Genomic DNA, 18,076 nt, shown 5'->3' with positions numbered 1-18,076 from the left:
GTCAGTCCGCGAGCTTGTGGACGCGGCGTGAGGGGCGCAGGAGCGCCACCACCGAGGCCTTGGAGATGCGGCGTCCCATGAGCGCGCGAAGCGCCTCGCCGAGGACGACCGCCAGGTAGTAGGCGAGGAAGGCGGGGGTGCTCCTGCGTCTGCGGAAGAGCTTCACCTTGTTCACGATGAGCAGGGAGGCGAGCATCGGGTTGATCGCGGAGTCGCCGCCGATGTGCTCGACGACCGAGGCGGGCTCGTACCAGGTGATCCAGCCGTGGTCGCGGGCGCGCAGCGAGAACTCGGTCTCCTCGCTGTAGAGCAGGAACGACTCGTCCCAGGCGCCGATCTCCTTGATGACGTCGGTCGAGATGAGCATGGCGGCGCCGGTCGCCCAGGCCACCTCGCCCGCCTTGGCGTACTCACGCGGGTGGGTGACCATCTCGCCCAGCGTGCCGATCCGGCCCGCGAGGTTGCCTCCGATCACCGCCTCGACCACGGCCCTGCCGACGGCGGGCATCCGGCGCAGCGAGGGCTGCAGGCTGCCGTCCGGGTTGACCAGGAGCGGGGCGGCGATGCCGCGCCCCGGCCGCCGCAGCGACTCCGCGAGCGGCAGCAGGGAGCCGGGGCGCAGCCTGCAGTCGGGGTTGAGCACCAGGACGGCGTCGAGGGTGGCGACGTCCAGCACCTCGACGCCCGCGTTGATCGCCGCGGCGTATCCGGCGTTCCTTCCGACCTGGACGACCTGGACGGGAAGGTCGGTGACCTCGCCGACGACCTTGAGGGAGTCGTCCTTGGAGTTGTTGTCGGCCACGATCACGTGCACGAGGTTGACGCCGCGCGCGCCCTCACCGAGGGACCGCAGACAGCCTTCGATCACCTGGGCGCTGTTGTAGGTGACGATCACTATGGCGATCCGGGGGGGACCAGGCGTCATACACGGGTCATCGTCGACCGGCGTGACGCCGTTACTACGTTCCAAATCACGCTCCCGCCTGTCCGGCACCTGGCCCGGCGCCTACTTTGGCAGCCGGATTCCCCTTTTCGCACTCACGTTCAGATCGTCAGTAGACGACCTTTACAGACGTGTTCAGCCGCGAACGCGTTTGTATGTCCGAGAGGCTATGCGGCGCGCACGAACAGGCAAAGGGGGGGTCCCGTCCAGGACACGAGGAGCCCATGTCGCGTCGATGTCGTGGCGCAGGCTGTTGCGGGCCTGGAGCCAGGAGGCGGGCCTGGCGCGGCCTCCGTCGCTGGTGTAGGCACGCGTCACGTTCGCCTGCCGCAGCCTGCTGAGCACGCGCCTGTCGTAGGAGCCAAAGGGGATCGCGACCCGCGAGACCGGCCGTCCGGTGAGCGTGCCGAGGAACCGGTTGGCCTCGGTGATCTCCTGGACGGCCTGCTCGGCGTCGAGCTTGCGCCAGTCGCGGTGCCCCCAGCCGTGCGAACCGATCCGCATGCCCGCGGCCTGCAGCTCCAGCACCCCGGCCTCGTCGAGCCTTCCCGGCTCGCCGAGCAGCCCCGCCAGCACGAAGAACTCCGCGGTGAGGCCGCGTTCGAGCAGGCGGGGCAGGCCGATCTCCAGATCCGAGGCGTTGCCGTCGTCGAAGGTGATGCGGACGTCCTCCCGGCCGACCACGGCGTCGAGCACCTGTTCGAACTGCTCGACGCTGACCCAGGTCTGGTCCTCGCCGGGGTCGAGCTCACGGTCGGTCGGACCGATGCCGTGCACCGTGAGATTGACGACCGAATGCACCAACTTCCTCGTTTCTGATTCGGCACCCTGATCGTAGAAGGGTGCTGACTTATGTCCGGTGTCTTGGTGGATATCGTATTTTTGGTTGGACCGTTACAGATGCTTCGCGTACCACTCCACGGTCAGCTCCAGTCCCTCCTCAAGGCCGACGGTGGGACGCCAGCCGAGCACCTCGGTCGTCGGGACGATGTCGGCGATCCTGGCGCCGTCCAGCGGGCGGCCGGGGAGCGCGCCGTACCGGGGACGCAGCGGGCTGTCGGTGATCCGCACCAGCGCCTCGACGGTGTCACGGATGGAGGTGGCCGTCCCGGTCCCCACGTCCAGGCTCAGGCCCGCGGAGCCCGGACTCCTGCCCGCCGCCAGGAAGGCGTCGACGACGTCGTCCACGTAGACCCAGTCGATCAGGCGCGTCCCGCTGCCGATGGCCGGCTCCTCGCCCCGCAGCAGCGAGAGAGTGACGTACGGCACCAGCCTGTGGTGGTTCATGTCCCCGGGGCCGTAGACCATTCCGACGCGCAGGGTGGTCGCGTGCACGTCCCACAGCTGGTGGAACATCCTCGCGTAGCCGTTGGCCGCCCACTTGGCGACCGCGTAGGGGGAGGAGGGAGCCTTGCCGCCCTCCTCCGGCCTGAGCTCCTCAAGCGACCCGGCCAGCACCGTCCGGGTCTCCGGGTGGTGCTCGGCGACCGCCGTCAGCAGGTTGACCACGCTGGCCAGGTTGCTGTCCAGCATCGCGCGCACGACGCCGGGATCCCGGGTGCCCGTGACCTCGCTGGCCAGGTGGAAGACGACGGAGGGGCGCAGGGAGGCGATGAGGGCGCCGATCGTCTCGGCGTCCCCGACGTCGGCGACGTGCCAGGTCGCCGGGTCGTCGGAGTCCTGCCTCGGGGTACGGCTCACGGCGTGCACCCGCGCGCCCAGCTCGCCCAGGCGCCGCACCAGATGGGTCCCGATGAAGCCGCTCGCACCCGTGACCAGGACGCGTGATCCGCTGTACCGGCTGAAATCCTCCTGCCCGGAGGTGAGGCGATCTCCGGCTAACGGAACCGTGAGCATTGGCGTTCTCCTCGCATGGGACGAGTTCGTCGGATGCTTTCCGTCAGACCCTGCCACATAGGGTATGTCTCCCGAAACACGGTGACACGTTGTGTGCGGGTCTTTGTCCCCATACCTCGCCTGACAGGCGAATGTGGAAGATATCAACTTCACCTGAAACTAACCTGGATTTCCGGAAAAGCAAACGGGGTCGCTCGGGCGAGCGACCCCGTTGCCATGCTTTCCGGGCTTTCCGGGCTTTCCGGTACGGCCCCGTCCGGGAGATCCCGGGAGTCGGGGTCGGTCGTCGTGATCAGCCGATGCGCCAGGTGTCTCCCGCGAGCAGCAGGTCGTCCAGGTCACCGGGGCCGCCCTTGCCGGTCGCCTCGGCCAGCTGGCCGGCCATCAGCTCGTCGTAGGAGGGACGGTCCACGCTGCGGAAGACGCCGATCGGGACGTGCTCGAAGGCGGGCTCGTCCAGCCGGGACAGGGCGAAGGCCAGCGTCGGGTCAGGCCGGCTGACGTCGTGGACGAGGATCTCCTCCTCGCTCGCCTCGGAGCGCGGGACGACCTCGATGCCGCCGTCCGGCCTGCGCCGTACGGCCTTGGTCGCCGAGACGATCGGCTGGCCGTGCTCAAGGCGCAGCGTGATGGAGTCACGCTGGTCGGGGTCCTTGAGCTGGTCGAAGGCCCCGTCGTTGAAGATGTTGCAGTTCTGGTAGATCTCGACCAGCGAGGTGCCCCTGTGCTCGGCGGCCTGGCGCAGCACCGAGTGCAGGTGCTTCCTGTCGGAGTCGATGGTCCTGGCCACGAAGGAGGCCTCGGCGCCCAGAGCCAGCGAGATCGGGTTGAACGGCTTGTCCAGCGAGCCCATCGGGGTGGACTTGGTGATCTTGCCGACCTCGGAGGTCGGGGAGTACTGGCCCTTGGTCAGACCGTAGATCCTGTTGTTGAACAGCAGGATGTTCAGGTTGACGTTACGGCGCAGCGCGTGGATCAGGTGGTTGCCGCCGATGGACAGCGCGTCGCCGTCACCGGTGATCACCCAGACCGACAGGTCGGGCCGGGAGGCGGCCAGGCCGGTCGCGATCGCCGGGGCCCGCCCGTGGATCGAGTGGAACCCGTAGGTGTTCATGTAGTACGGGAACCGGGACGAGCAGCCGATGCCCGAGACGAACACCATGTTCTCGCGCTTGAGGCCCAGCTCGGGAACGAAGGACTGGACCGCGGCCAGGATGGCGTAGTCACCGCACCCCGGGCACCAGCGGACCTCCTGGTCGGACTTGAAGTCCTTCATCCCCAGCTTGACGTCGGACTTCGGCACCAGGGACAGGCCCCTGCCGTTCTGGATCTCACTCACTGTCGATCACGTCCTGGATCACGCCGGCCAGCTCCTCGGCCTTGAACGGAAGCCCGCGCACGCGGTTGTAGCTGATGATGTCGACCAGGAAACGGGCGCGCAGCAGCAGCGCGAGCTGGCCGAGGTTGATCTCCGGAAGCAGCACCTTGTCGTAGGCGCGCAGCACCTCGCCGGTGTTGGCGGGCAGCGGGTTGAGGTGGCGCAGGTGGGCCTGGGCGACCTTGCCCCCCGCCCTCCTGATCCGCCGTACGGCCGCCGCGATCGGCCCGTAGGTCGAGCCCCAGCCGAGAACGAGCACCCGGGCGTCGCCGTCGGGGTCGTCGACGTCGAGCGGCGGGATGTCCTGGGCGATCCCGTCGATCTTGGCCTGGCGGAGCCGGACCATCTTGTCGTGGTTGTTGGGGTCGTAGGAGATGTTGCCGGTGCCGTCGGCCTTCTCGATGCCGCCGATGCGGTGTTCGAGACCCGCGGTGCCCGGGATGGCCCAGGGACGGGCCAGGGTCTCCGGGTCGCGCTTGAACGGCAGGAACGTCACGCCGTCCTCGCCGTTGGGGCCGTCGGCGAACTCGGTGGAGATGTCCGGCAGCTCGGCGCTGCCCGGCACCCGCCACGGCTCGGAGCCGTTGGCCAGGTAGCCGTCGGACAGCAGCATGACCGGCGTGCGGTACTTCACCGCCAGGCGGGCCGCCTCGATCGCGGCGTCGAAGCAGTCGGACGGGGTCGCGGGCGCCACGATCGGCAGCGGCGACTCGCCGTTGCGGCCGTACATGGCCATCAGCAGGTCGGTCTGCTCGGTCTTGGTGGGCATTCCGGTGCTCGGCCCGGCCCGCTGCACGTCGACCACGATCAGCGGCAGCTCGGTGGTCACCGCCAGGCCGACGGTCTCGGCCTTGAGCGCGACACCCGGCCCGGAGGTCGTGGTGACGCCGAGGGCGCCGCCGAACGAGGCCCCGAGCGCCGCGCCGACACCGGCGATCTCGTCCTCCGCCTGGAAGGTGCGGATGCCGAAGCGCTTGTGCTTGGACAGCTCGTGCAGGATGTCACTGGCCGGGGTGATCGGGTAGGACCCCAGGAACAGCGGCAGCTTCGACTGGACCGAGGCGGCGATCAGGCCGTAGGCGAGCGCCTGGTTGCCGGAGATGTTGCGGTAGACGCCCGGCGGCAGCTGGGCGGGCTTGACCTCGTAGGAGACCGAGAAGGACTCGGTGGTCTCGCCGTAGTTCCAGCCCGCCTGGAAGGCCGCGATGTTGGCCTTGGCGATGTCGGGCCGCTTGGCGAACTTGGTCTCAAGGAACTTGATCGTGGTCTCGGTCGGCCGGTGGTAGAGCCAGCTCAGCAGGCCGAGGGCGAACATGTTCTTGGAGCGCTCGGCGTCCTTCTTGGACAGGTCGAAGCCCTCAAGCGCCTTGACCGTCAGCGAGGTCAGCGGCACCGGGTGGAGCCGCCACTCGGCGAGCGAGTCGTCCTCAAGGGGGCTGACGTCGTAGCCGACCTTCTGCAGGTTGCGCTTGGTGAACTCGTCGGTGTTGGCGATGATGTCGGCCCCGCGCGGCAGGTCGCCGAGGTTGGCCTTCAGCGCGGCGGGGTTCATCGCCACCAGGACGTTCGGCGCGTCACCGGGGGTGAGGATGTCGTGGTCGGCGAAGTGGAGCTGGAAGCTCGAAACGCCCGGCAGGGTGCCTGCGGGGGCGCGGATCTCCGCCGGGAAGTTGGGGAGGGTCGACAGGTCGTTGCCGAACTCCGCCGTGCCCGATGTGAAGCGATCACCGGTCAGCTGCATACCGTCGCCGGAGTCACCGGCGAAGCGGATGATGACGCGATCGAGTTGCTGAACCTGCTTGGTCACAGCTCAGTCCTCCTCGACGCGAAAAGGCGCCGTTGATGGTGGCATGTTCTCAGTTCCATGCTAGATCCCTGGGGATAACCCGTAGTGGCTTCGCGTTCCACTCGGCGGAGGAGTGTGACGCATGTCGCAGATCCCTCGGTGGAGGCCGAGTCGAAATCCGGGCGCGGTGAAGACGCGCGTGGCGGCCTGGCGGCGGCCGTGAAGGAGGTCATGATCGCGAGCGGCAGGCCCGACACAGCCCGGCGGCAAGCCGACACAGATCCACGTGCAGGCGGCCGAACAGGACGGTAAGGGTCACGATGCCTAACTATATGTCCCACCAGGGAGGCGGCCTCATCGCCGGTGGCTATGTACTCATAGCCGGCGGCTATGGGGTGACATGGAGACGCCCTCCGCGGGACGCCGGTTCTCGCGTCCCGCGGAGGGCGTCTTCGCCCAGCTCCTCAGCCCTGTGAGCCGTCGGCCGAGATCATCTCGCGCGGTCCCTCACCCGAGTCGTAGACCTCGCCCGGCTTCATGCCGGCCTTGCCGTACAGCTCGGGGACGGTGACGAAGGTGTAGCCCTTGTCGCGCAGTCGTCGCAGGATCTCGGGAGTCGCCTTCGCGGCGGTGCCGCCGACGTCGTGCATGAGGACGATCGATCCGGGCCTCGTCTGCGAGACGACCCGGTCGGCGACGGCCTTGGGATCCCGGGTCTGCAGGTCCTTGGCGTCGACGTTCCAGCGAACCAGGGCCAGGCGGTACTGCCTGGCGACGGGCGGCACCCGGTCGTTGACCGCCCCGTACGGCGGGCGCACCAGGCCGGGATGGCGTCCGACGGCCCGTCCCAGCGTGCACTGGGCGCGGCCGAACTGGTCGCCCATCCTGCTGTCGTCCAGGGTGGTCAGGTCACGGTGCGACCAGGTGTGGTCGCCGACGAGGTGACCCTCCCGCATGATCCGCCGCAGCAGCGCGGTGTGGGCGATGGAGTTGGTGCCGACGGCGAAGAACGTCGCCCTGGCGCGCTGGGCGTTCAGCGCGTCCAGCAGCTTCCCGGTGCCCGGGCCGGGACCGTCGTCATAGGTGAGCGCGACGCACTTGACCTTGGCGCAGTCCACGCTGCCGTAGGCGGTGCTCTCGGCGACCGGCAGGGCGGCGTACTCCTTGTACTTGGCCATCCGCTCGGCCCGGTGGTCGACCCCGGCGCCGAACTCGACCGCGGAGCGCTGTGCCCGCTCACCGGCGGGGGACAGCAGCCCCTTCACCTTCGCCGCCGGTACGGCGACCCTGCTGAGGGAGGCGGCTCCCACCTGCTGGTCGTCGAACTCGGCCACGAGGTCGCCGCGGCGGTTGAAGGCCAGCGAGTCGAACAGCCTCGCGTCGGCGGTGATCGCCTCGGGGTCGATCCCGGATCCCGACCGGCCCAGCTGGTCACGGGTGAGCCTGGCGAGCTCGCCCAGCGCGGCCTTGTCCTTCAGCAGGTCCGCGGAGTCGAGGACACGCCTGTCCACCCGGTCGTACCAGACGGTGGTGTGCTCCTCCGACCAGCGGGAGTCGACGGTTCTGCCGATGGTGAGGTTCACGCCCATCATCTGGGTCGAGACCGTCGGCAGCTGCCAGTCCACATTGAACTCGGGCCCGGGCCGGCCGGTTTCCGTGCCGCCCCTGTTGGCCTGGTTGAACGACCGCAGATGCTCGGTGATCGTGCGGTGCAGTCTCTCCGTCAGGCGTGGCGCGTCGCTGACGGACGGGTAGACGGCGTGGGCGCGCAGGCCCCCGGTCTCCCCTTCGGTGACGGTGTGCATGGTGAGTCCGGGGACGTCGGCCGGGTCCACGGAATCGATCAGTGTGGGTTCCGAGGGGATCGGCTCCTGCGCCCTGGGTGTCGCTGTCGCGGTGCCGCACCCTGCGGCCAGCACGGCGATAAGCGCGATCCCTCCGGAAAACCGGATTTTAGGCATAAACGGCACATTACTTGAAAAATAGTGGTATTTACGGATGTTTGGTATTAAAGGGTGCAGAGTTTGGGATTGGCGGCAGGGCCGCATGACGGGGGAGGGCGGTGCTGCTATAGCTGGTGGGGAAGGCCTCGCCGTACGCGGAGAGACTTCGGGAAACCCCGTGGAGAGGGGGAGTCATGCACGGTTACTACGGCCCCTACGCGGTGGTCGGCGCGTTGCTCGCGCTGGGCGTCGTGATCGTGTCCGGCGCGCTGCTGGTCAACCGCCTCCTGCGCCCGAGCCGTCCCACCCCGGACAAACTGGCGACCTACGAGTGCGGCGTCGACCCGGTCGGCGAGGGCTGGGCGCAGTCCCAGGTGCGTTACTACGTCTTCACCTACCTCTATGTCGTTTTCGCGGTGGACGCCGTCTTCGTCTTTCCGTGGGCGACGGTTTTCGCCGACCCCGGCTTCGGTACGGCCGCGCTGGCCGAGATGTTCGTCTTCCTGGGCTTCGTCGCGCTCGGCGTGCTGTACGCCTGGCGCAAACGCGTGCTCGCCTGGGCCTGAGAACCGCCGGGCAGGTGGGGGACAATGAACAACATGGCGGACCTTCCGATGCCCACCCGGGCACCCACCGTCGGACCGGCCTCACGGCTGGCCCCGAAACCCATGCGCTTCATCCTCAACTGGGGGCGGCGCTACTCGCTGTGGGCGTTCAACTTCGGGCTCGCCTGCTGCGCGATCGAGTTCATCGCGACCTCGATGAGCCGCCACGACTTCATCAGGTTCGGGGTCATCCCGTTCGCGAACGGCCCGCGACAGGCCGACCTGATGATCGTCTCCGGCACGGTGACCGACAAGATGGCCCCGGCCGTCAAACGGCTCTACGAGCAGATGCCCGACCCCAAGTACGTCATCTCCTTCGGCGCCTGCTCCAACTCCGGCGGCCCCTACTGGGACTCCTACTGCGTGACCAAGGGGGTGGACCAGATCATCCCGGTCGACGTCTACGTGCCCGGCTGCCCGCCCCGCCCCGAGGCGCTGCTCAACGGCATCATGCTCCTCCAGGAGAAGATCGCCGCCGAGGGCATGGAGGACCACCGTGCGTGAGGCCCTCGTGGAGCGGTACGGCCCGCGCGTGCGGCTTTCGGAGTCCTTCGGCGAGACCACGGCCGACGTCGAGCCGGGCGACTGGCTCGACCTGCTCGCCTTCGCCCGCGCCGGAGGGTACGAGTTCTTCGACTGGCTCACCGCGGTCGACGACCCGCCGGACGCCTTCCAGGTCGTCGCCCACCTCCTCGACCCCGTCTCGCACCGGCGGCTGCTGACCCGCACCCGGGTGCCGCGCGCCGACCCCCGCCTGCCCAGCGCGGTCGGCGTCTTCAGGGGCGCCGACTGGCACGAACGGGAGACCTTCGAGATGTTCGGCGTCGTCTTCGACGGGCACCCGAACCTCGTCCCGCTGCTGCTGCCCGAGGGCTTCGAGGGCCACCCGCTGCGCAAGGACTTCGTGCTGGCCGCCAGGGTCGCCAAGGCGTGGCCGGGGGCCAAGGAGCCGGGCGAGTCCGACCACGGCTCGCCGAGCCGCCGCAAGACGCTTCCCCCCGGCGTGCCCGCCGACTGGGGGCGCGATGGCTGAGGTGCTGGAGGCGGCCCTCAGGCTCGTCCTGGTCGTCGCCGCCTTCCTGGTGCTGCCGCTGGTCGCCGGTCAGGCCGAACACAAGGTCATGGCGCACATGCAGTCCCGCCTCGGCCCCATGTACGCCGGGGGTTTCCACGGCTGGGCCCAGCTGATCGCCGACGGCGTCAAGTTCGCCCAGAAGGAGGACGTGATCCCCGCCGCGGCCGACCGCCGGGTCTTCGGCCTGGCGCCCGCGGTCGCACTGATCCCGTACCTGCTGGTCATGGTCGTCATCCCGGTCGGTCCCGGCCTGGTCGGGGCCGACCTGGACGCGGGCCTGTTCTTCGCGCTGGCCGTGATGGGGGTCGGCGTGCTCGGCTCGATCATGGCCGGGTGGTCCTCGGGCAACAAGTACTCCCTCATGGGCGGGATGCGCTCGGCCGCCCAGCTCATGGCCTACGAGCTGCCGCTGGTCCTGGCCGCCTCCAGCGTCGCGATGGCGGCGGGCACGCTCTCCCTGCCGGGCATCGTGGAGGCCTGGCAGTGGTGGTGGCTGCCCTGGCAGGCGATCGGCGCGGTGGTCTTCTTCGTCGCCGGGCTCGCCGAACTGCGCCGCCCGCCGTTCGACATGCCGATCGCGGACTCCGAGATCATCATGGGCCCGATGACCGAGTACACCGGCATGCGGTTCGCGCTGTTCATGCTGGCCGAGTACGCCGGGATCATCGTGCTCTGCGCGCTGACCACGGTGCTGTTCCTCGGCGGCTGGCAGGGCCCCCTGCTGCCCGGGCCGGTGTGGACGCTGCTGAAGACGGCCCTGCTGGTGTTCGTGGTGATCTGGGTGCGGGTGAGCTACCCCAGACTCCGTGAGGACCAGCTGCAACGGCTCGCCTGGGTCGCCCTGGTGCCGCTGGCGCTGCTCCAGCTCGCGCTGACCGGGATCGTCAGGGTCCTCTGACGCGCCGGCCGGGTCACTCCCGGCGGAAGACCAGCGCGAGCGAGCGCAGCGCGAGCACGAAGCCGACCAGCAGCAACGCGAAGCCGACCAGCGCGAACAGCCGCAGCTCGGGCGTCACCATCGGCCCCGAGTCCGCCGCGATGAGCACGATCGCCCCCAGCGTCGCCGCCGCGGCCAGGACGGCGACGACCACCTGCTGCACGAGGCCGGTCAGGAAACGCCGGTCCCCCTCGTCCGCCAGCGGCCTGATGTTGATCGAGATCCTGCCGTGCTCAAGGTCCTCGGTGAGTTTGTTGAGCCGCCTGGGCAGCCGCTGCAGGATCGGCAGGAAACCGGCGAGACGGCTCTCCAGGTCGGCGCGCACCGACTCTGGCGAGAGGGACTCGCGCATCATCTCCCTGCCCTGCTTCCTGACCGCGCCGACCACGTCGAGGTCGGGGCTGATCAGGGTGAGCGTGCCGTCGAGCGCGGCCAGCGCCCTGAAGGCGGCCGCGATCTGCGGTGGTACGGCGAAGCCGTACGCGTGGATCAGCTTGAACAGCGCGGCGAACAGGCCCGCGCTGCCGTTCCTGCCGAACCCCGAGCGGTAGCGGACCATGAGCTGGCCCAGGTCGCGTTCGAGCTCCCGTTCGGCCAGCCCGTCCGGCCGGTCGAGCATCTCGATGAGGGAGTCGGTGGCGCCGATCGCGTCGTTGTTGTCGACGGCCAGCAGCAGCATGCCGAGCGCGTTACGGGTCGACTGGTCGAGACGGCCGACCGAGCCGAAGTCGAGCAGCCCGAGCCTGCCGTCCTCGGTGAGGAGGATGTTGCCCGGGTGCAGGTCGGCGTGGAAGACGCCGGTGTGCACGAGCTGCCTGAGGATCTCGCCGAGCAGTCGTCCGGCGATCGCCTCCCGTTCCGCCGGGGGCAGCGCGGTCAGCAGCTCGCCCGCCTCACCGACCGGGGTGCCGTCGAGGCGGTCCATGACCAGGAGCCTGCCGGTCGAGTACCCCTCGTGGGCGACGGGCACCCTGATCCCGTCGCCCAGGGTGGCCGCGACGCCCCGCAGGTTGTCCAGCTCGACGGTGTAGTCGAGTTCCTCGTCGAGGGAGGCGGCGAAGCCCTCGGCCAGCCGGGACACCCGCAGCGACCTGCCCCACGGCGTCGTCCGCTCAAGCCACGCGGCCAGCCTCAGGATGATCTCGACGTCCGAGGTGACCTGCTTGCGCGCCCCGGGACGCTGCACCTTGAGCACGACGGGCTTGCCGTCGAGCAGCCGGGCGGAGTGGACCTGCGCGACCGAGGCCGAGGCGAGCGGGGTGGGATCGACCGTCTGGAAGACCTCGGTGAGCGGCCTGCCGAGCTCCTCCTCGATGGCCCGTTCGATCTGCTCCCACGGCTCGGGCTCCGCCCTGGTCTGCAGGGTCGCGAGCTGGTCGACGAAGACCTCGGGCAGCAGGTCGCGCCGGGTCGAGAGCATCTGCCCGAGTTTGACGAAGGTGACGCCGCCCTCGTTGAGCGCGTCACGCAGCGAACGGGCGATCGCGGCGGGCCTCTCCCCGGCCCTGCTGCGCCGTCCGAGGTAACCGCCGAGCCCGTGCTTGGCGGCGATCCGCATGACCTGGGTGTAGCGCCGGGCCCTGCTCCTGCGGGCCTTCCAGCCGCGCAGGAACGCCGAGGGCGCGGGAAGCGTGCCCGTCGGGACGAACAGTTCGAGCAGGACCAGGACGATCAGGCCGATCACGAAGGTCCACGCGGTGACCAGCGCCGTGACGACGAAGACCACGCTGAGCGGGGCGCTGATCCTGCCGTTGGCGTAGACGCCGGTCATCGTGCCGACCTCGGTGGCCGCCCACGCGACGCTCAGGCCCAGGACCACGCCCATGACGAGGGCACGCGGCCAGCCGACCGGCACCCCGAGCGTCCTTCTGGCGAAGAGCGCGACGAGATAGGCGTTGACGATGGTGGCGAAAACAGCGATCAGGTTGGACATGTCAGTATCCGTCTCCGCCGTTCGGGCCGTCCCCGGGTGCCATGGCGCAACCCTAATGCGTTTTCCGGACATAGATCGGTATGCCCGGCGCCGTGTTCACTGGACGATGCGCAGCATGATGTCGGCGGCGGTCGGCCGGTTGCCCGGCTGCTTGTCCAGGCACTCCGAGGCCAGCGGGCGCAACGACTGGGGCAGCGCCGACAGGTCGGGATGCTGGTTGATCACCCGGTTGAGGATCGCCGGGATCGTGTCCTCGCCGAAGGCCACGCGCCCGGACGCGGCGAAGATCATGGTCGCCGCCCAGCTGAACACGTCCGTCTCCGGGCCGATGTTCCCCCCGGCGAGCTGCTCGGGGGACATGTAGGCGGGGGTGCCCATGATGTTGCCCGAGGTCGCGGTGACCTGGTTGAGGGCGCGGGCGATGCCGAAGTCGATCACCCGGGGGCCGTCCGGGCCGATCAGCACGTTCGCGGGCTTGAAGTCACGGTGCACGACCCCCGCCCGGTGGATCGCGGCGAGCGCGCCCGCCGTGGCCAGGGCGAGCCGGGTCAGGCCGTCCTCGTTGCGGGGACCCTGGTCGCGGACGAGCTGCTCCAGCGAGATGCCGTCCACGAACTCGCTGACGATGTAGGCCTGGTCGTCGGTGATGTTCACGTCGAGCACCCTGGCCGTCGAGAAGGTCGCCACCTTGCGCGTCGCCTCGACCTCCCGCAGGAACCGCTCCCTGACCATCTGGTCGCCGGTGAGGTGCTGGTGCAGGAGCTTGATCGCGACCTTCTGCCCCTGCGGGGTGAGGGCCAGGTGGACCGTGCCCTGCCCGCCCTTGCCCAGCTCCCCGATCAGCCGGTACGGCCCCAGCCAGCCCTTGGTCGGGTTCTGCTGCTGGGTGGGAGCCGGCTGCGGCCGGGACGGCTGGGAGTGCTGGAGGTGAGGCTGGGGCTGAGGCCGTACGGCGTGCTGGACCGGCCGGTGGGCGGGCGGGTGGACGTTCGAGGCGACGGTCGGCGCGGTCGGGTACGGCACGGCATGGACGGGGGGCGGGGGCGCGTTGAAGGACTGCACGCCGTAGTTCGGCATGTTCCGCGGGCCCTGCGCGTTGTGGGGGTCCTGCCTGAAGACCGATCCTCTGATGATCAGCGCGTGCCCCATGCCGCCGAGCCAGCTGCCGAAGAGCCCGATCGTCGTGACGGCGTCCAGCCAGCCCGGCATCAGGTCGGTGTCGTCGTAGACGGAGATCGCGACGATGAACACCCCGATGCCCAGGGCGTACAGGACCGCGGCCAGGGCGTGGAGCGGGCTGCGCAGTCTGCGGGCGGCGTGCGCCATGATCAGGGGCGTCCCCATGCCACAGGTGAACAGGGGGACCAGTGCCCACACCACACTCAGCCCCGTATTCGATCGAGGAGGTGGCGGCTGGTTGTGCCACGGGGCACCGTACTGGTGGGACATGTGGCGAAGAATACGTATTTCTGGTTGGTCTTGCAGTCCTCTTCAAGGGTGATTCTTCGGCGGAAGGCGACACTCGAACACACAGTCTGTGGATAACGGCTGTGGATAACTTGGGATGATCGGCGGACGTGTTGTGTTTTGCGAGGTTCTCGCGCACGGGTTCTCGTTCGTGAGGGACGGGGATGTCAAGATGTTGAGGTGGCACGGATACCAGGAGTGGGGCTGGCGAAGGGGCTCTCCGTCACCCTTCGCCACATGCTGAGCAAGTCGGTGACCCAGCAGTACCCCGAGGTGCGGCCCGACCTGCCCGCCCGTAGCAGAGGCGTCATCGGCCTGGTCGAGGAGAACTGCACGGTCTGCATGCTCTGCGCCCGTGAGTGCCCCGACTGGTGCATCTACATCGACTCCCACAAGGAGACGCTCCCCGCCCCCGAGGGAGGACGGCCCCGCGCCCGCAACGTGCTCGACCGCTTCGCGATCGACTTCTCCCTGTGCATGTACTGCGGCATCTGCATCGAGGTCTGTCCCTTCGACGCGCTTTTCTGGTCCCCCGAGTTCGAGTACGCCGAGGGCGACATCCGCAACCTCCTGCACGAGAAGGACAGGCTGGCCGGATGGGCGGAGACCGTGCCCCCGCCGCCCGCGCACGAGCCGAACGCCGAACCGCCGAAGGAACTGGCCGCCGGGTCCCGGCCGACCCGCACCCCGCCGTCAAGGCCCGGCGGCGGCCGTACGGCGGGGGACGGTCCCGTGGCTCCGGGCGACTCCCCGGATGTTCCTTCAGGTGAGTCCGGAGACTCGGGCGCGCGGCCGCCTCGGGACGCTTCCGGACCACCGGGTTCTTCGGCTGGGGACGGGCCGGCGCGGCGTGTTTCCGCGGGGCATGCGAATGTTCGGGCGATCAGGCCGCCGGGTGCGCTTCCCGGGAAGGACACGCCTCCTGCACAGGACGCCTCGGGGGCCTCCGGGTCTTCCTCCGATCCTTCGGGTGCTTCGGGTGCTTCGGGTCCTTCTGCGGCTTCCGGGGCCTCGGCCGGGGGCAGGCCCGCGCGGCGTGCTTCGGCGGGGCATGCGAATGTCCGGGCGATCAGGCCGCCGGGTGCGCTTCCCAAGAAGGACACGCCTCCCGAGGAGGAAGCGGGGGGAAAGTTTTCCACAGGCGAGCCCGCCGGTGAGAAGTTGTCCACAGGTGGGGGTGGCGTGCCACCGGCGGAGGGCGCGACGGAGCAGACTTCTGCCACGGAACCGAACAGCGGGCCTCAGAGGCCTGAGGAGCCCGGGGAGTCCTAGGAGGAGACGTGGCCGACGTGCCGTCCTATCTGTCACCGACGGGGCAGGAGATCGTCTTCCTGCTGCTCGGCGTCGTGGCGGTCGGGGCGGCGCTGCTCGTGGTGACGACCAGACAGCTCGTCCACGCGGCCCTGTGGCTGGTCGTCTGTCTCGGCGCCCTCGCCGGGGGCTATCTCGTCCTGACCGCCGAGTTCGTCGCGTGGGTCCAGGTGCTGATCTATGTCGGCGCGGTCGTGGTCCTGTTGCTGTTCGGCCTGATGCTCACCCGGGCCCCGATCGGCAGGGCCGCCGATCTCGACAGCCGTAACCGGCCCGTCGCCGCCGTCGTGGCGACGGCCACCGCGGTCGTGCTGGTCACCGTGGTCGTCGACGGCTTCCGTACGGCCTACGCCCCCCTTGAGCCGGGTGGCGGGTCCGCCAGAGAGATCGGCTCCAGCGTCTTCCGCACCTGGGTGCTTCCCTTCGAGGTGCTCTCGGTCCTGCTGCTGGCCGCCCTCGTCGGCGCCATCGTCCTGTCCCGCACCGACATCCGTGGGAGGAGATGACGTGCACGTCGTCTATCCGGCGGTCGTCTCCGCGCTGCTGTTCTCCATCGGGGTGTACGGCGTGCTCGCCCGCCGCAACACGATCCTCGTCCTGATGTCGGTCGAGCTGATGCTCAACGCGGTCAACCTCAACCTCGTCGTGTTCGACGTGTGGCTGCGTGACCGGCTGCACAGCGGCCAGGTGCTCACGCTGTTCGTCATCGTGATCGCCGCGGCGGAGGTCGGTCTGGGGCTGGCGATCGTCCTCGGCCTCTACCGCAACCGCGCGACCGTCGACCTCGACCGCCTCCGCGCCCTGGCCGAGTCCCCCGACCCGCCCGCCGAGACTCCCACCGGGAGCCCTTCGGGAGGGCCGCGGAAGGGCGCGGCGGGGCAGACCGCCAGGGCGGCCGTCGTCACGGCTCCCACCCACCCGCCGGGCCGGGACGACCCCCCGGAGGTCACGCCGTGACCGCCGTCGCCCTCGTCATCCTGCTGCCCTTCCTCGCCGCCGTCGCCGGGCTGCTGGGCTCCAGACTGCCCGGGGGAGCCAGGGGCGGGGCCGCCGACCTGGCCGCCAACCGCAGGGCGGCCCTGATCGCGGTCGTCCCGGCCGCCCTCTCCGCCCTGCTCGCCCTCTGGACGGCCTACACCGCCCTCACCGGCGGGGGCGTGTCAACGGGCACGCTCGACGTCATCCCCACCGGGTCACTGCCGATCTCGGTCGGCCTCCTCGTCGACCCCCTGTCCGCCTCGGTCGCGGTGCTGGTGACCGTGGTCGCGCTGGCCGTGCAGGTCTACTCGGTGGGCTACCTGTCAGGAGACCGGCGCTACCCCTCCTACAGCGCCTTCGTCAGCCTGTTCACCAGTGCCATGCTCCTGGTGGTCCACGCCGCCGACCTCCTCGTCCTCTACGTGGGCTGGGAGGTCATGGGCCTGTGCTCCTACCTGCTGATCGGCCACTGGTGGGAAGACCGCGCCAACTCCCGGGCCGCGATCAAGTCGTTCCTGGTCACCAGGGTCGGCGACGTCGGCTTCCTGTTCGGGGTCTTCGTCCTCGGCACGGCGGCCGGGAGCTTCAGGATCGCCGACGTCATCGCGGCGGTCCCGCTGATGTCCTCGGGCACGGTCGTCACCGCGACCCTGCTGCTGCTCGCCGGGGTCGCGGGAAAGAGCGCCCAGGTGCCGCTGCACACCTGGCTTCCCGACGCGATGGCGGGCCCGACCCCCATCAGCGCGCTCATCCACGCCGCGACCATGGTCGCGGCCGGGATCTTCCTCGTCGCCCGTCTCCACCCGGTCTTCGCCGGGGCGGGTCCCACCCTGGACGTGCTCGCCGTGGCCGCCGCGCTCGGCATGCTCGGCGCCGCGCTGGCGGCCCTGGCGCAGGACGACCTGAAACGGGTCCTGGCCTACTCCACGATCAGCCAGCTCGCCTACATGGCCGGAGTCCTGGCCGCCGGGTCGGACGACGCCGCGATCCTTCACCTGATCACCCACGGCGCCTTCAAGGCCCTGCTCTTCCTGTGCGCGGGGGTCGTCATCCACACGGTCGGCTCCAACCTGATGAGCGCGATGGGCGGCCTGCGGGGAAGGCTTCCCGTCACCTTCGCCGCGATGACCGTCGGCTTCGCCGCCCTGATGGGCCTGCCCCCGGCCAGCGGCTTCTTCAGCAAGGACGAGGTGCTGGTGTCCATGGAGCGGGCCCTGTCCACCGGGCCGCTCACCGACGCCGCCGCCCTCCTGCTGTACGGCTGCGCCCTGGCCACGGTCGCGGTGACCGGTGCCTACGCGACCCGGGCGTGGCTGCGGACCTTCTTCGGCGAGCGCCGGGCCGTACCGCTTCCGGTGTCCGCCGCTCCGCACACCGGCGGTTCCCGTGAGGCTCCGGCGAGCATGCTCTGGCCGGTCGTCGTGCTCGCGGTGCCCACGCTGCTCCTCGGGTTCACGGGCGTCGGCTTCGCGGGTGCCGCCGACGTCCACTGGGGCACCGCCGTCCTCAGCGTCCTGCTGGCGCTGCTCGGGGCCGCCTCGGTCTACGTCGTCTGGCGCGGCGCCCCGCTGGACGACCCCGCCCGGGTGCTCGGCCCCTTCCGGGTGTTGTTCGAACGGGCCTTCTTCGTCGACTCCCTCTACCGCGCGCTGTTCGTCCTGCCGGTGCTGCGCCTGGCCCGTCTGACGGCCCGCGCCGACGACCGGGTGGTCGACGGCGCCGTCCGCGGCTCGGGAAGGGCGACACTGAGCCTGTCCGGCCTGGTCAGGGCGACACAGAACGGCAACGCCCAGCTCTACGTCACCGCCGTCCTTGCGGGTGTCCTCCTTCTCGCGGTGGGGGCGGTGGTCCTCGGATGACCGG

16 protein-coding genes and 1 pseudogene are annotated in these 18,076 nt (G+C 69.8%); 8 read left to right on the top strand and 9 right to left on the bottom strand.

Going from position 1 to position 18,076, the window contains the following annotated elements; translation table 11 throughout:
* Position 1 precedes the first annotated feature (1 nt).
* From ABZ463_RS28510 to ABZ463_RS28480, 7 genes are all read right to left on the bottom strand, one after another.
* Complete coding sequence (locus ABZ463_RS28510) at positions 2–925, bottom strand: glycosyltransferase family 2 protein (protein ID WP_362780731.1); 924 nt, start codon at positions 923–925, stop codon at positions 2–4.
* Positions 926–1,078: 153 nt separating this feature from the next.
* Entirely contained in the window at positions 1,079–1,744 is a 666-nt protein-coding gene (locus ABZ463_RS28505) for a polysaccharide deacetylase family protein (RefSeq protein ID WP_352010832.1), read from the bottom strand.
* 93 nt (positions 1,745–1,837) lie between these two features.
* Entirely contained in the window at positions 1,838–2,800 is a 963-nt protein-coding gene (locus tag ABZ463_RS28500) for an NAD(P)-dependent oxidoreductase (RefSeq protein ID WP_352010831.1), read from the bottom strand.
* Positions 2,801–3,092: 292 nt separating this feature from the next.
* Positions 3,093–4,139, bottom strand: a complete 1,047-nt coding sequence (locus ABZ463_RS28495; RefSeq protein WP_352010830.1) for a 2-oxoacid:ferredoxin oxidoreductase subunit beta — start codon at positions 4,137–4,139, stop codon at positions 3,093–3,095.
* A complete protein-coding gene (locus tag ABZ463_RS28490) occupies positions 4,132–5,985 on the bottom strand; it encodes a 2-oxoacid:acceptor oxidoreductase subunit alpha (protein WP_352010829.1) in 1,854 nt (617 codons plus the stop codon). Before ABZ463_RS28490 ends, ABZ463_RS28495 begins: the two co-directional genes overlap by 8 nt.
* A gap of 208 nt (positions 5,986–6,193) precedes the next feature.
* Positions 6,194–6,283: a putative leader peptide gene (locus ABZ463_RS28485; protein WP_352001834.1), complete on the bottom strand. Its 90-nt coding sequence runs from the start codon at positions 6,281–6,283 to the stop codon at positions 6,194–6,196.
* A gap of 145 nt (positions 6,284–6,428) precedes the next feature.
* Entirely contained in the window at positions 6,429–7,799 is a 1,371-nt protein-coding gene (locus ABZ463_RS28480) for a polysaccharide deacetylase family protein (RefSeq protein ID WP_362780725.1), read from the bottom strand.
* 302 nt (positions 7,800–8,101) lie between these two features.
* On the opposite strand from ABZ463_RS28480, the gene ndhC reads away from it, so the two are divergent.
* From ndhC to nuoH, 4 genes are all read left to right on the top strand, one after another.
* The gene (ndhC, locus tag ABZ463_RS28475; protein ID WP_362780722.1) at positions 8,102–8,473 is read left to right on the top strand and encodes an NADH-quinone oxidoreductase subunit A; all 372 of its coding nucleotides are present in this window, start codon (positions 8,102–8,104) and stop codon (positions 8,471–8,473) included.
* Between the two features lie 102 nt (positions 8,474–8,575).
* Positions 8,576–9,016 carry an NADH-quinone oxidoreductase subunit B family protein gene (locus tag ABZ463_RS28470; protein WP_352011275.1) on the top strand — a complete coding sequence of 147 codons (441 nt, stop codon included), beginning with the start codon at positions 8,576–8,578 and terminating at the stop codon, positions 9,014–9,016.
* Positions 9,009–9,545: an NADH-quinone oxidoreductase subunit C gene (locus tag ABZ463_RS28465; RefSeq protein ID WP_352010826.1), complete on the top strand. Its 537-nt coding sequence runs from the start codon at positions 9,009–9,011 to the stop codon at positions 9,543–9,545. The genes ABZ463_RS28470 and ABZ463_RS28465 overlap by 8 nt, the downstream gene beginning before the upstream one ends.
* Positions 9,538–10,485, top strand: a complete 948-nt coding sequence (nuoH, locus tag ABZ463_RS28460; RefSeq protein ID WP_362780719.1) for an NADH-quinone oxidoreductase subunit NuoH — start codon at positions 9,538–9,540, stop codon at positions 10,483–10,485. Before ABZ463_RS28465 ends, nuoH begins: the two co-directional genes overlap by 8 nt.
* Before the next feature lie 13 nt (positions 10,486–10,498).
* Here nuoH and ABZ463_RS28455 read toward each other — a convergent pair whose 3' ends face one another.
* Positions 10,499–12,457: an AarF/UbiB family protein gene (locus tag ABZ463_RS28455; RefSeq protein WP_362780716.1), complete on the bottom strand. Its 1,959-nt coding sequence runs from the start codon at positions 12,455–12,457 to the stop codon at positions 10,499–10,501.
* A gap of 96 nt (positions 12,458–12,553) precedes the next feature.
* Positions 12,554–13,837, bottom strand: a complete 1,284-nt coding sequence (locus ABZ463_RS28450) for a protein kinase (protein ID WP_362780714.1) — start codon at positions 13,835–13,837, stop codon at positions 12,554–12,556.
* A 324-nt stretch (positions 13,838–14,161) separates the two neighbouring features.
* On the opposite strand from ABZ463_RS28450, the gene ABZ463_RS28445 reads away from it, so the two are divergent.
* From ABZ463_RS28445 to ABZ463_RS28430, 4 genes and pseudogenes are all read left to right on the top strand, one after another.
* Positions 14,162–15,196, top strand: a complete 1,035-nt coding sequence (locus ABZ463_RS28445) for a 4Fe-4S binding protein (RefSeq protein ID WP_362780711.1) — start codon at positions 14,162–14,164, stop codon at positions 15,194–15,196.
* Positions 15,197–15,204: 8 nt separating this feature from the next.
* A complete protein-coding gene (locus tag ABZ463_RS28440; RefSeq protein ID WP_352010822.1) occupies positions 15,205–15,741 on the top strand; it encodes an NADH-quinone oxidoreductase subunit J in 537 nt (178 codons plus the stop codon).
* A gap of 1 nt (position 15,742) precedes the next feature.
* A pseudogene (gene nuoK, locus ABZ463_RS28435) lies at positions 15,743–16,027 on the top strand (NADH-quinone oxidoreductase subunit NuoK); the annotation flags it as partial.
* 161 nt (positions 16,028–16,188) lie between these two features.
* On the top strand, positions 16,189–18,072 hold the full coding sequence (locus tag ABZ463_RS28430) for an NADH-quinone oxidoreductase subunit L (RefSeq protein ID WP_362780709.1): 1,884 nt from the start codon (positions 16,189–16,191) through the stop codon (positions 18,070–18,072).
* The last annotated feature ends 4 nt before the right edge of the window (positions 18,073–18,076 follow it).

It is taken from the genome of Streptosporangium sp. NPDC020145, assembly GCF_040631275.1.
Classification (GTDB): domain Bacteria; phylum Actinomycetota; class Actinomycetes; order Streptosporangiales; family Streptosporangiaceae; genus Streptosporangium.
The sequence above is the reverse complement of the archived record's forward strand: the minus strand, read 5'-3'. Positions and strand labels throughout refer to the sequence as shown.